General features: G+C 71.2%; 11 protein-coding genes, 1 pseudogene and 1 riboswitch. Of the genes and pseudogenes, 7 read left to right on the top strand and 5 right to left on the bottom strand.

Annotation, left to right across the window (positions count from 1 at the left end; translation table 11 throughout):
• Nucleotide 1: 1 nt before the first annotated feature.
• Nucleotides 2-205, bottom strand: a complete 204-nt coding sequence (locus tag GCE65_RS15190) for a hypothetical protein (RefSeq protein WP_153878961.1) — start codon at nt 203-205, stop codon at nt 2-4.
• A gap of 575 nt (nt 206-780) precedes the next feature.
• Here GCE65_RS15190 and GCE65_RS15185 point away from each other — a divergent pair.
• Nucleotides 781-1,062: a hypothetical protein gene (locus GCE65_RS15185; protein ID WP_153878960.1), complete on the top strand. Its 282-nt coding sequence runs from the start codon at nt 781-783 to the stop codon at nt 1,060-1,062.
• A gap of 91 nt (nt 1,063-1,153) precedes the next feature.
• Here GCE65_RS15185 and GCE65_RS15180 read toward each other — a convergent pair whose 3' ends face one another.
• Complete coding sequence (locus GCE65_RS15180) at nt 1,154-1,402, bottom strand: DUF4235 domain-containing protein (RefSeq protein ID WP_152909760.1); 249 nt, start codon at nt 1,400-1,402, stop codon at nt 1,154-1,156.
• Nucleotides 1,403-1,476: 74 nt separating this feature from the next.
• Nucleotides 1,477-1,583, top strand: a riboswitch (TPP riboswitch).
• 292 nt (nt 1,584-1,875) lie between these two features.
• Here GCE65_RS15180 and GCE65_RS15175 point away from each other — a divergent pair.
• The 5 genes from GCE65_RS15175 (at nt 1,876) to GCE65_RS15155 (ending at nt 8,076) form a co-directional block, all read left to right on the top strand.
• Nucleotides 1,876-2,931, top strand: a complete 1,056-nt coding sequence (locus tag GCE65_RS15175) for a thiamine ABC transporter substrate binding subunit (RefSeq protein WP_228760001.1) — start codon at nt 1,876-1,878, stop codon at nt 2,929-2,931.
• A complete protein-coding gene (locus GCE65_RS15170) occupies nt 2,931-4,685 on the top strand; it encodes an iron ABC transporter permease (protein WP_153878958.1) in 1,755 nt (584 codons plus the stop codon). Before GCE65_RS15175 ends, GCE65_RS15170 begins: the two co-directional genes overlap by 1 nt.
• Nucleotides 4,675-5,844, top strand: coding sequence for an ABC transporter ATP-binding protein (locus GCE65_RS15165; RefSeq protein WP_228760000.1), 1,170 nt, complete (start codon nt 4,675-4,677; stop codon nt 5,842-5,844). The genes GCE65_RS15170 and GCE65_RS15165 overlap by 11 nt, the downstream gene beginning before the upstream one ends.
• 149 nt (nt 5,845-5,993) lie before the next feature.
• On the top strand, nt 5,994-6,887 hold the full coding sequence (locus GCE65_RS15160; protein WP_153878957.1) for a VOC family protein: 894 nt from the start codon (nt 5,994-5,996) through the stop codon (nt 6,885-6,887).
• A 52-nt stretch (nt 6,888-6,939) separates the two neighbouring features.
• Nucleotides 6,940-8,076, top strand: coding sequence for a pirin family protein (locus GCE65_RS15155; protein WP_370460147.1), 1,137 nt, complete (start codon nt 6,940-6,942; stop codon nt 8,074-8,076).
• A 301-nt stretch (nt 8,077-8,377) separates the two neighbouring features.
• Here the strand turns inward: GCE65_RS15155 and GCE65_RS17160 are convergent.
• Together GCE65_RS17160 and GCE65_RS15145 are read right to left on the bottom strand one after the other, a co-directional pair.
• Nucleotides 8,378-8,557 (bottom strand): annotated as a pseudogene (locus tag GCE65_RS17160) (IS481 family transposase); the annotation flags it as partial.
• A 136-nt stretch (nt 8,558-8,693) separates the two neighbouring features.
• Nucleotides 8,694-9,665 (bottom strand): glutathione S-transferase C-terminal domain-containing protein, encoded by a 972-nt coding sequence (locus tag GCE65_RS15145; protein WP_153878955.1) that lies wholly within the window; start codon nt 9,663-9,665, stop codon nt 8,694-8,696.
• Nucleotides 9,666-9,822: 157 nt separating this feature from the next.
• On the opposite strand from GCE65_RS15145, the gene GCE65_RS15140 reads away from it, so the two are divergent.
• A complete protein-coding gene (locus GCE65_RS15140; protein WP_153878954.1) occupies nt 9,823-11,700 on the top strand; it encodes an ABC transporter ATP-binding protein in 1,878 nt (625 codons plus the stop codon).
• 236 nt (nt 11,701-11,936) lie between these two features.
• On the opposite strand, the gene GCE65_RS15135 is transcribed toward GCE65_RS15140, so the two are convergent.
• Nucleotides 11,937-12,860, bottom strand: a complete 924-nt coding sequence (locus tag GCE65_RS15135; RefSeq protein ID WP_153878953.1) for a DUF559 domain-containing protein — start codon at nt 12,858-12,860, stop codon at nt 11,937-11,939.
• Nucleotides 12,861-12,914: the final 54 nt, after the last annotated feature.

Genomic DNA, 12,914 nt, shown 5'->3' with positions numbered 1-12,914 from the left:
TTCACCCCGGCGCGTCGACCAGGGCGAAGCCTCCGGTCTGCGTGCCGACCAGGGCGAAGCCGCTGCTGTCTTCGTCGACCAGGGCCAAACCTCCGGTCTGCGTGTCGACCAGGGCGAAACCTCCGGTGTCCGCGTCGACCAGGGGCAAATCGTTGGATCGTGGTCCGATTCCGCCGACTTCACCCTGCTCGGCGGTGGAGCCCATGATGGCGGCGGTGCCGATGGCGACGGGCGAGGGCAGGTGGCGGTGCGGCGGGTGATCCGCTGGACGTCGACCAGGGCGAAACCTCCGGTTTCCATGTCGACCAGGGCCAAGCCTCCGGTGTCCGCGTCGACCAGGGCCAAACCTCCGGTGTCCGCGTCGACCAGGGCGAAACCGCTGGATCGTGGTGCGATTCCACGGGATTCACCCTGCTCGGTGACGGCGACAGAGCAGATGGCGGTAGTTGCGAGGGAGCCGGTGGCCGGTGGCGGTGCGGCGGGTGATCGGCTGGACCTCGACCAGGGCGAAACCTCCGGTTTCCATGTCGACCAGGGCGAAACTGCTGGATCGTGGTGCGATTCCACGGGATTCACCCTGCTCGGTGACGGCGACAGGGCAGATGGCGGTAGTTGCGAGGGAGCCGGTGGCCGGTGGCGGTGCGGCGGGTGATCGGCTGGACGTCGACCAGGGCGAAATTGCCGGTATCGACGTCGGCCAGGGCGAAACCTCCGGTGTCCGCGTCGACCAGGGCGAAACCGCTGGATCGTGGTGCGATTCCACGGGATTCACCCTGCTCGGTGACGGCGACAGAGCAGATGGCGGTAGTTGCGAGGGAGCCGGTGGCCGGTGGCGGTGCGGCGGGTGATCGGCTGGACCTCGACCAGGGCGAAATTGCCGGTATCGACGTCGGCCAGGGCGAAACCTCCGGTGTCCGCGTCGACCAGGGCGAAACCGCTGGATCGTGGTGCGATTCCACGGGATTCACCCTGCTCGGCGGGGCGGCAGTGGCGGCGGCGGCGGCGAGGGATGCGCTCGGGCGACGGCGGAGCCGATGGCAGAGCGGTGACCGGTTCGAGTGACAGCGGCGATCGAACCGAGAGCGGAATCCGGGGCGGACGTGCCGTGACGACCGGACCCACGGATCGCCTGAACCCGAGCCCGAGCTCCGGGTCAGCGGTCGGCGGGGCGGGCCGTGAGGTGCTTGGCGCCCTTCGAGGCGTAGGCCTTGACGAGTGCAGCGGCCGCGCTCGAGACGGCCGCGAAGATGACGACCTCGGTGATCGAGATCTCGCCGTCGTCGTCGATCTCCTTGGGCGGCTCGTGACCGGTGACCCCCTTCCACGCGAGAGAGATCGCCTTCGTGGCCGCGAAGCCGGCTCCCATCACGATGGCCATGTTGATGAGCTTCTGCGAATTCACGCTTGTCCTCCCCGTTGCCGTACGCCCAGCCTAGAGGAGATGGGCCGGTGCTGCCCACCGATGTAGACTTCCCAGAACAACGACAGGGGAGCGCCCCAGAGCGCTGAGAGTGCGGAGCAACCCGCAGACCCTCGAACCTGATCCGGCTAGCACCGGCGAAGGGAGTCGAGCCTTCTCTTCCATCCGGAACCCCTTCTCATCACTTGAGGAGGATTCAACCCATGACCCAGGACTTCCGGTCTCAGCCGGACAGCACATCATCCGCCGCGCCTGCCGCAGCAGCCCCCGCAGCGGCATCCGCCCCGCAGGTGGTGGCGTCGGATCCCCGGCGTGGACGCCGACACCCCGACCGACACCTTAACCGTCACGAGAACGGACACGAGGTCCGACACGCGGGACATCACCCCGGCCGTCACCCCGACCCACACTCCGGCCGTCACCCCGGCGGACACCAGGGAAGACTCGGCACCCGGGTGGCCCTGCCCGCCCTTGCCGCGCTCACCGGAGCGGCCCTCGCCGGGTGCTCGCTGGCCGGCGGCGGCGCACCCGAGCCCGCCGGATCCGTCTCCCAGCCCACGACGGTCCGCGTGGTCACCCACGATTCGTTCAACCTCGACGAGGCCCTGCTCGACTCCTTCGAGGCGGAGACGGGATACACGCTCGAATTCTCCGCGCCGGGCGACGGCGGCACCCTCGTGAATCAGCTCATCCTCACGAAGGACTCCCCGCTCGGGGACGTCGCCTTCGGCATCGACAACTCCTTCGCCGGCCGGGCGCTCGCCGAGGACGTCTTCGCCGACTACACCCCGGCGGACCTGCCCGCCTCGGCGGCCGCCTACGCGGTCGACGGCGACTCGGCCGCGCTCACGCCGATCGACGTGGGCGACGTGTGCATGAACGTCGACCATCAGTGGTTCGCCGACCACGACCTCGACGAACCGGTCACCCTCGACGACTTGACGCTGCCTGCGTACGCCGACCTGACCGTCGTCTCCAATCCCGCGCGCTCCTCGCCCGGGCTCGCGTTCCTGCTCGCGACGATCGGCGAGTACGGCGATCAGTGGGTGGCCTACTGGCAGCGGCTCGACGAGAACGGCCTGAAGATCGTGGACTCGTGGTCGGACGTGTACTACACGGACTTCACCGCCGCCGAGGGCGCGGGCGGCACGCGCCCGATCGCGTTGTCGTACTCCACCTCGCCCGCCTTCACGATCACCGACGACGGCGACTCCACCACGGGCGCCCTGCTCGAGACCTGCTTCCGGCAGGTGGAATACGCCGGTGTGCTCGCGGGCGCCGAGAATCCCGCAGGCGCCCAGGCGTTCCTCGACTTCCTCCTGAGCGCGCCCGTGCAGGCCGACATCCCCGGGCAGATGTTCATGTACCCGGTGGACGACACGGTCCGCCTGCCCGCCGACTGGGTCGCGCACGCCCCGCTCGCGCCGAATCCCATCACCGTGCCCCAGGCCGACATCGATGCGCATCTGGACGAGTGGCTGCGCACCTGGCAGGAGCAGGTCGTGGGCTGATGACCGCCGCACCCACCCGGACCGGGCCGCCAGCGGGGCCCGGCCAAGGGTCGGGCCAGGAGCCGGACCGCCGGCCGGGCCGGCCCCGCGGGTTCGCTCGCGGCCGGCTGGGCGTGCCGGCGTGGACGGTCGCGGTGGCCGTGCCGACCGTGTTCCTCGCGATCTTCTTCGTGTATCCGGCGGGCACGCTCATCGCGACCGGCTTCGTCTCGGACGGCCACCTCGACCTGGGCGGAGTGGCCGACGTGCTCGGCCGCTCCCGCACCTGGCGGCTCCTCGGGCTCACCCTCGGCCAGGCGCTCGTGGGCACGGCGCTCTCGGTCGCCCTCGGACTGCCGGGGGCGTACGTGCTGTATCGACGGCGATTCCGCGGCCAGGGCGTCGCGCGCGCCCTGGTCACGGTGCCGTTCGTGTTGCCGACGGTCGTGGTCGGCGTCGCGTTCCGGGCGCTGCTCGCCGAGGGGGGACCGCTCGGCTTCCTCGGTCTCGACGGCACCGTGACCGCGGTCATCGCGGCGCTCGTGTTCTTCAACTACGCCGTGGTGGTCCGCAGCGTCGGTGCCCTGTGGCAGCGGCTCGATCCGCGCGCCGAACAGGCGGCGGCGGCGCTCGGTGCGAGCCCGTGGCGGGTGTTCCGGACCGTGACCCTGCCCTCGCTCGTGCCCGCGATCGCGTCGGCAGCGAGCCTCGTGTTCCTCTTCTGCGCCACCGCGTTCGGGATCGTGCTCGTGCTCGGCGGCCCGCGGGTGGGCACGATCGAGACCGAGATCTGGATCCAGACGACACAGTTCCTCGACCTGCGGGCCGCGGCCGTGCTCTCCGTGCTCCAGGTGGTCATCGTGATCGGCGCGCTCATCGGCTCGAACGTCGCCCGCCGCCGGCGGGAGGTGGCGCTGCGCCTCACCGGGCTCACGGTCGCGCCCCGGCCGCTGCGGTGGCGGGGCGGGGACGGTGCCGCGATCGCCGTGACCGCCGTGACCGTCGCGATCCTGCACGTGCTGCCGATGGCGCATCTGCTCCTGGCCTCGCTGCGCACCCCGGACGGCTGGGGGCTCGGGAACTACCTCGCCCTCGGTGGCACCGGGGAGCACTCGGCGCTCTCGGTGAGCGTGTGGCAGGCCGCCGCGAACTCGCTGCGGGTCGCCGTCGATGCGACCCTCCTCGCGGTGACGATCGGCACGCTCGTGGCCGTCGTCGTCAGCCGGTCCCCCCGCCGGCCGTGGCTGCGGCGCGGGGCCGCCGGGCTGGACGCCGCGTTCATGCTGCCGCTCGGGGTCTCGGCGGTGACCGTCGGCTTCGGATTCCTCATCACCTTGAACCGGCCGCCGCTCGATCTGCGGGAGAGTCTCATCCTCATCCCGATCGCGCAGGCGGTCGTGGCGATCCCGCTCGTGGTGCGCACCGTCGCCCCCGTGCTGCGTGCCATCGACCCGCGCCTGCGGGAGGCCGCGGCCGTGCTCGGCGCCGCCCCGGGCCGGGTGCTGCGCTACGTCGACGGACCGTTCCTGCTGCGCGCCCTCGGTCCCGCGATCGGGTTCGCGTTCGCCGTCTCACTCGGGGAGTTCGGGGCCACGAGCTTCCTCTCCCGGCCCGAACGTCCCACCCTGCCCGTGGTGATCTTCCGGCTCATCGGCCGCCCGGGCGAGCAGAACTACGGCATGGCGCTCGCCGCCGCCGTCATCCTCGCGATCCTCACCGCCACCATCATGACGCTCGCCGAACGCCTGCGAGGGGAGCACTCCAGTGACTTCTGAACCCACCCGCACCGTGCCCGCCATGGACGACACCGTGCCCGCCCCGGACCCCCAGGGCCCCCGTCCGCCGGTCCGTCCGCCGATGCCCTCGGCGCGCTCGGACGCCGGCCCCGCCGCCTCCCCGGATCCGGCCGCGACCGCCGACCCGCCGATCGCGCTCGGGCTCGCACAGGTCGAGGTGCGCTACCCCGGGGCGGCGAGCCCCGCCGTCGATACGGTCGATCTGCACGTCCGCGCGGGTGAGGTGCTCGCGCTCCTGGGGCCGTCCGGATGCGGCAAGTCCTCCCTGCTGCGGGCCATCGCCGGTCTCGAGCTCCCGAGCGCCGGCACGATCGCCTGGGCAGGCCGCGACCTCGCCGGCGTGCCCGCGTATCGGCGCGGCTTCGGTCTCATGTTCCAGGAGGGGCAGCTGTTCCCGCATCGCAGCGTCGCGGGCAACGTCGAGTTCGGACTCCTCATGGACCGCGTTCCGCGGGCCGCGCGCCGCGAACGGGTGCGCGAGCTCCTCGATCTGGTGGGCCTGGCGGGCTACGGCGACCGGCCCACCGCCACCCTCTCCGGCGGCGAGCAGCAGCGGGTCGCTCTCGCGCGCGCGCTCGCACCCCGGCCCCGGCTGCTCCTCCTCGACGAACCACTCTCGGCCCTCGACCGTTCCCTGCGCGAACGGCTCACGGTCGAACTCGCCACGATCCTGCGCAGGGCCGCGGCGACCGCCCTGTACGTCACCCACGACCACGACGAGGCCTTCACGATCGCCGATCGCGTCGGCATCATGCGCGCCGGCCGGCTCGTGCAGGTCGGCCGCCCGGCCGAGATCTGGAGCCGCCCGGCCGATGCCCCGGTCGCCGCCTTCCTCGGCTTCGCCGTGATTTCCGACGACGACGACCGCACCTGGGCGCTCGGCCCACGCGCGCTCTGGGTCACCGCGCCGGGTGAGTCGTCCGCGCCGGCCGCGGGCCCGATCGCCCCGCGCACGGGCCGCATCCGCTCGCTCGGCTTCCAGCGCGGCGAGCCGGCCGCCCGGCTCGACGTGCCGGGGTGGGGCACGGTGCGGGCGCTGCTGCGGCCCGCGTCCGCGGGGGGCCCCGATCGCCCGGCGCCCGGCGACGTCGTCCAGGTCGACGTCGACCCCCTCGGCGTCGTCCTTCTCGAGGGCTGATACGCCGCGGGTCACCCAGTGGGCCGGGGGCGTCGCCTCCGGCGCGTGCGCGGCGATCTCCCGGGCCGGGACGTGTTCGCGGCCTAGGTTCGTGCCATCGGAGCATCCATCCGGTACAATAGTTGAAGACTTAACTACTGGGAGGCCTCATGACTCGGACACTGGCTCCGGACACCTCGATGGGCGTCGTCGACCTGCTCGTGCGCGACCCGGATGCGATGGTCGCCTTCTACACCGCCGGCGTCGGCCTCGCCGTTCTGGGCCAGGCCGGGCCGACCGTGACCCTCGGCCGGAGCCGGAATCCGGTCGTCCGCCTGACGCGTGAGTCCGATCTGCCCGACTTCGACCGGGGCGACGCGGGGCTCTTCCACACGGCCGTGCTCTATCCCACGCAGGCCGACCTGGCCGCCGCCGTGCTGTCCACGGTGCGGCACGCCCCGGCCGCGTTCACAGGCTCGGCCGACCACCTCGTCTCGGAGGCGTTCTACTTCGACGACCCCGAGGGGAACGGCGTCGAGCTGTACACCGACCGTGCGCGCAGCAGCTGGACCTACGCCGCCGACGGCTCGGTCCGGATGGCCACGAACCTCCTCGACCCGAACACCTACCTGCAGGATCACCTCGACGACGCGGGCATGACCGGCGCTCAGCACGCGGCCGCATCCGTGGGCCACGTGCACCTGCAGGTCGGCGACATCGACCTCGCCCGCGACTTCTACGCCGGGGTGCTCGGCTTCGAGGTGACGAGCCGATTCGGATCGCAGGCCCTGTTCGTCGCGGCCGGCGGCTACCACCACCACATCGGCCTGAACAGCTGGAACTCCCGGGGCGCCGGACCGCGCGCCGCCTCGCTGGGCCTCGGGCAGGTCGCGATCGAGGTCCCCGCCGGCGAGGAGATCGAGCGGATCGCGCACCGGCTCGGCCGGAACGGCGTCGATCATCGCACCGTCGACGGGAGTCTCCAGGTGCGCGACCCCTGGGCCACCCTGATCGAGATCCGCCCGCGCGGGCTCGAGCCGGCCCGGGCGGGCGTGGCAGTCTGAGGCCATTACGAACCTCGAGGCGCATCCGGGCGAGACGGTCGCGGAGCCGGACGTGCGCTGCCCTAGGCAGCTGCAGGTGTTCGCCCCGCGGACCGTGCCGCTCGGGGGCATCCGCGCGATCCCGGTGCGGCGCACGCTCCCGCACCGCCGGCTGCCCACGATCGGCGCCTGGTGTTTCCTCGACCAGTTCGACGGCGGCGACGGCGCCGCGGCGATGACGGTGCTGCCGCATCCCCATACCGGACTGCAGACGGTCACGTGGCCGGTCGCCGGGCGGATCCGCCACCGCGACTCGCTCGGATCCGACGTGCACGTGAACCCGGGGGAGCTCAACCTCATGACCGCCGGCCGCGGCGTCTCCCACTCGGAGTTCTCCGAGGCGGGGAGCCCCCTGGCCGGGGTGCAGCTGTGGCTTGCCTCCCCGAGCGGGCCGGATTCGGGGCCGCCCGACTTCGAGCAGGTGACCGAGCTGCCGGCCGTCTCCGGAGCCGGGTACCGGTTCGAGGTCTTCATCGGTGAACTCGCGGGTGCCCGCTCGCCCGCGCGAGTGTTCAGCCCGCTCGTGGGTGCCGACGGCGTGATCGAGCCGGGCGCGTCCGTGCGCCTCGCCGTCGAGCGCGGCTGGGAGCACGGCCTGCTCGTCTTTGCCGGTGGGATCGAGCCGGCCGAGCCGGTCGACGAGTACGTCCCGGACCGCTCCCCGTCCGGCCGGGTGGCCGGTGGTGGCGGCGCCCAGAGCAGTGCGGGAACCCGGGGCGGCGACGGCGTTGGTGGCGGTGCCGTCGGTGCGGGTGTCGATGAGGGTGCGGGTGCCGACGCGCTCCGGGGCCGCATCGGCGCGGGGAACCTCGTCTATTTCGGCGGCGACCGGGACCACCTGGAGTTCACGGCCGGCGACGAGGGCGCCCGGGTGATCCTCATCGGGGGCGAGCCCTTCGAGGAGCCGGTCGTCATGTTCTGGAACTTCGTGGGGCGCTCCCACGACGACGTCGCCCGAGCGAGTGCCGACTGGGCGGCCGACTGGGACGGCGGCGCCGCGGGCCCGGATGCGGCCCCGGGCTCGACCGGTGCGCCCGCCGGCGATCCGGCCCGCCGGCCGCGCCGGTTCGGAACCGTGCCCGGTCACGGTGGCGATCACATCCCCGGCCCGGAACTGCCGGCGGTGACGCTGCGCCCCCGCCGGCGCTGAGCATCCTTCCGGCCCGCGACCACGTGCCGGAGCGCAATCGCTTGCCGGCCCGCGACGTCACGCCGACCGGGGAGACTGGCTGTCGTCCCGGAACAGCCAGCTTCCCCGGCCGTGGTGCGTGGCCGCACCCGGGGAGACTGACTGTCGTCCCAGAACATGCCTTGTATCGGGACATGGGTGACAGTTCTGCATCAGGACATCGGTGACGTTTGATGTATCAGGACGTCGGTGACGGTTCGTCGTTGATGGTGGTGGTGCGGGGTTGGAGGCGGGAGTGGTTGTTGCTGACGTAGGTGACGTCCCTGGGCTCCAACACAGCAGCCTGCCCGTGGCGATGGGCCCGTGCCCGCAGCGCGTAGAACGTCTTCCGCGAAATGTCGTGCTCAAGACAGAACGCCGTCACCGCCCCACGCGGAGCATCATCAGGCCACCGCGCGATCGCCAGACGGACACGGGCATCAACAGGCTCATTCGCAGGCATCCGCTCATCAAACCCGCTGAAGTGTCACCACCAAGACCCCTCGAACTGTCACCGATGTCCTGATGCAGAACTGTCACCGATGTCCTGCGACATAACATGTCGTCCCAGAACAGCAGGCTTCCCCACGTGAGGCGTGCTACGCCGTCCACACGCTCAGGTCGGGACCCTTCGGCACGATGCCCGAGGGGTTCACGTCGCGGTGCACCACGTAGTAGTGCTCCTTGATCTGGTCGAAGTCGACCGTGGAGCCGAACTCGGGGATGTTGTACAGGTGCTTGGCGTAGCGCCACAGGTTCGGCATCTCGGTCAGCTTGTTCCGGTTGGCCTTGAAGTGCCCGTGATAGACGGCGTCGAAGCGCACGAGCGTGGTGAACAGGCGGATATCGGCCTCGGTGAGGTTCTCGCCCATGAGGTAGGTGCGCCCCCGCAGCCGATCCTCGAGCCAGTCGAGCGCCGTCCACAGCCGGTCGTAGGCGTCGTTGTACGCCTCCTGCGACCCGGCGAAACCGCACCGGTACACGCCGTTGTTCACCTCGGTGAACACGCGGCGCATGACACGCTCCATCTCCTCGCGCTGCTCGACCGGCCACAGGTCCGGGGCGCCGGCGCGGTGGTGCTCGCGCCACTCGAAGAAGAAGTCGTGGGTGATCCACGGGAAGTCGTTCGTGACCACCCGGCCCGTCGGGACGTCCACGATCGCGGGCACCGTGATGCCGCGCGGGTAGTCGGGGTAGCGCGCGAAGTAGGCCTGCTGGAGGCGCTCGATGCCGAGCACCGGATCGAGGCCGCCCTCGTCGAGGTCGAAGGTCCAGCTGCGGGCGTCGTGGGTGGGGCCGGGCATCCCGACCGAGACGACGTCCTGCAGGCCGAGGAGATTACGAACGATGAGGGAGCGGTTCGCCCACGGGCACGCCTTCGCGGCGACGAGCCGATAGCGCCCCGGCTCGACCGGCCAGGTCGGCACGTCGATCCGGGCGGACCCGCGATCGGCGGTCTCGTCGAGGGGGTCGGCCGAGACCCCCGGGGTCGCCGTGATCCGGTCGGGGATGTAGTTCATGTCCCGCGTGAACTCCTTGCCGGACTCGACGTAAGTGGCCTGCTCGCCCATCTCGCACTCCCATCTAGTCAAATTCTCAACTATCCTGTCACGGGGGAGGTGGTTTCGCCACCCCGAACGGCTCACAGGGCGCACCGCGTGCGATGCTGTGCCGGCCGGTGTCGGCCCGCTCGCCTACGCTGGGTCACGGCATCGAGGAGGGATCGTCTTGTCTGCACTCGCGCGCATCCTGCGCTTCACGCGCTCGCTCACTCCCTACTACATCGGGATCATGATCGTCGCCGCGATCACGACCGGCGCGGCCCTGGCGGTGCCGTTCCTCACGGGCCACGCGACCGACGTCATCGTGGCCACCATCGACGGCGACGGAGAGGTCGGCGCCGCGGTCCGCACCGTCGTGCTCATCGCCGCCGCCGTGCTCGCGGCCGAGCTGCTCAACTCGGTCGTCTCGAACATCGGCGGCTACTGGGGCGATGTCATGAGCGCGCGGATGCGCACGATCCTCTCGGTGCGCTATTACGACAAACTCCTCCAGCTCCCGCAGCGCTACTTCGACAACGAGCTCACCGGCACGATCGTCGCGCGCCTCAACCGCTCCATCAACGAGATCGCCAACTTCGCCAAGACGGTCTCGAACATGTTCGCCACCCTCACGCTCACCACGATCGCGGTGCTCGCGGTCTCGGCGTGGCACTACTGGCCCCTCGCCGTGCTGCTCTTCATCGCCTACCCCGTCTACCTGTGGCTCACGGCGCTCACCTCCCGCCGCTGGCAGCGCCTCGAGGGCCGCAAGAACACCCACGTCGATCTCGCCTCCGGCCGCTTCAACGAGGTGGTCGGGCAGATCCGCGTGGTCAAGTCCTTCACGCGCGAGCGCAGCGAACTCGCCGGCTTCACCGACCACTTCGACGCCACCGTCGACCTCACCCGCGAGCAGTCCGTGTACTGGCACCGCATGGACGCCCTGCGCCGCGGCGTGCTCAACCTCATCTTCTTCGCGCTCTATGCGCTCATCTTCGTGCGCACCGTCCGCGGCCACCTGAGCGTGGGGCAGATGGTCATGCTCGTGCAGCTCATGGCGATGGCCCGCGAGCCCGTCACGAGCCTGAGCTGGGTCGTCGACTCCGCCCAGCGCGCGATCGCCGGCTCGAAGTCCTATTTCGAGGTCATGGAACTCGATCCCGCCGTCCTCGCCGCGGCCCTTCCCGCGAGCGTGGGGACGACGCAGCCCGCCTCGGGTGCGCCCCTCGCCGAGCCCGTGCTCGTCGAGGAGGGTGAGGCCCGCACGTCCGGCGGCTCCGGTGGGTCCGGAGCGTCCATGATCAGCTTCGACGACGTCCGGTTCGGCTATGACACGGACCCGAACGTGATCGACGGCATCAGCTTCGAGGTCGCGCCCGGGGAGAAGATCGCGCTCGTGGGGGAGTCGGGGGGCGGGAAGACGACGATCGTCAACCTGCTGCTCGGGCTCTACCGGATGCGCTCCGGGCGGATCGAGGTGGCCGGCCTCGACGTCGCGACCGCGGATCTGGACGAGGTGCGCCGCAGCATCGGCGTCGTGTTCCAGGACGCGTCCCTCTTCTCCGGTACGATCCGCGAGAACATCGTCTACGGGGCGCCCGGGGCCGGCGACGAGGAGGTGGCCGAGGTGGCGGGCCGGGCCGCCGTGGACGAATTCGTGCGGAAGTTCCCCGACGGCTTCGACACCGTGATCGGCGAGCGCGGAATGAAGCTCTCGGGCGGGCAGAAGCAGCGGATCGCCGTGGCCCGCGCGATGCTCAAGGACGCCCCGGTGCTCGTGCTCGACGAGGCCACGAGTGCCCTCGACACCAAGTCCGAGCGGCTCGTGCAGGCGGGGCTCGACGATCTCATGGCCGAGCGCACCTCCCTCATCATCGCCCACCGGCTCTCGACGATCGCGGGTGTCGATCGGATCATCACCCTGCGCGACGGCCGGATCGACGAGCTCGGCCCGCCCGCCGAGCTCGCCGCCTCCGGAGGGATCTACGCCGAGCTGCTCAGCCTGCAGAACTCCACCGCGAAGGCCGATAGGCGGCGGCTGCGCACCTACGACGTCGTCGGCTGAGGCGCGCCGATCGAGCAGTTCCGATCCGGGGAGCCCATCCGAATACCGCGGGAGCGGATGCTCCTGCTCACCACGACCGGTCGGCCCGCGGGGCGCGAGCACGCGAGGCCGATGATGTTCGTGCGCTCCGGCGGGCCGGGGAGTCTCGACCCGGCCCGGTCGTGTCCAGTGGACCCAGGTGGGGTGTTGCCTCAAGGGGAGGATGCCGCGGTCGCCCGGCGGGGTGCGCGGGCCGATCACGTGGCACGCTGGGCGATGAGCTCGCGCAGGTGGGCGACCATCTCGGCGGGTCGGCGTCGTACATCGTCGGTGCCGAAGTGGGCCGGGTGCCAGCCGAGTTCGCTCAGCCGCCGATCGCGCCGGCGGTCCCGTTCTTGGGCCTCCGCCGAGGAGTGGTAGCGGGCACCGTCGATCTCGATGGCGATCTTGAGCCGAGGATCCGCGAAGTCGACCCGGGCGACGAACTGGTCACCATTGAAGACCTCGTACTGGTGCTCGAATATCAGCCCGTTCGCGCGGAAGGCGTGATCCGCCTCGACCTCGAGCCCGGAGTCGAAGGTCGAATCGAGCTCATCGAGCAATCGGCGCAGCCGAGGCGCGTCGGCACGCGCCGACACCGCTCGAGCGGCCCGCGCGATCTCCTCGATCGACGCCACCCGGGTGCGTACGGCGTCATAGGCGACCGGGATGAGCCGGCCCGGCGGCAGGATCGTCGCGAGGTCGACAATGGTGCGTGCCGGCGTCGTCACGCGCCAGCCGTGCATCGTCGTGATGAAGCTGTCGAGCGTGCGACTGCGAACGAACCGGAGGCCGGAGGAGGGGATGCGGCGGTGGCCGTGGGGGATCGAGATCCAGATGGCTCCCGAACCCGACCGAACGCCGAGATCGAGCAGCCGCGCCGCCGTCAGGTGGCTGAGGGCGGAGCCGGCCGGCGCGTACAGGAGAGCGGCGGTGGCCCGGGACCCGGGAGTCCGAGGTGCGGCGGAGATCCCGTAGACGCCCCCGTGGATGGACACCCACTCGCCGGTGTCCAGGCGGGACTGGATCTGTGCCTTCGACATTCCCCGTTCGAGCACCTGCCGGCGAGCGACGATGCCGTGTTGCCTCGCCGCGAGGGCGGCGACCAGGCGTCGTGCGGTCGGGGGTCCGGTGCTCGTCATGGACCCAGTGAGCCACGGCGGGGGCCGGGGCGTTCGGTGACGTCACGGGGCTGT

The organism is Pseudactinotalea sp. HY158 (genome assembly GCF_009660225.1).
Taxonomy (GTDB): Bacteria; Actinomycetota; Actinomycetes; order Actinomycetales; family Beutenbergiaceae; genus HY158.
The sequence above is the reverse complement of the archived record's forward strand: the minus strand, read 5'-3'. Positions and strand labels throughout refer to the sequence as shown.

Excerpts from the sequence above, each read along its gene's own strand:
- GCE65_RS15170 (WP_153878958.1), top strand. The coding sequence starts at position 2,931 with ATGACCGCCGCACCCACCCGGACCGGGCCGCCAGCGGGGCCCGGCCAA.
- GCE65_RS15160 (WP_153878957.1), top strand. The coding sequence starts at position 5,994 with ATGACTCGGACACTGGCTCCGGACACCTCGATGGGCGTCGTCGACCTG.
- GCE65_RS15135 (WP_153878953.1), bottom strand. The coding sequence starts at position 12,860 with ATGACGAGCACCGGACCCCCGACCGCACGACGCCTGGTCGCCGCCCTC.
- GCE65_RS15145 (WP_153878955.1), bottom strand. The coding sequence starts at position 9,665 with ATGGGCGAGCAGGCCACTTACGTCGAGTCCGGCAAGGAGTTCACGCGG.
- GCE65_RS15190 (WP_153878961.1), bottom strand. The coding sequence starts at position 205 with ATGGGCTCCACCGCCGAGCAGGGTGAAGTCGGCGGAATCGGACCACGA.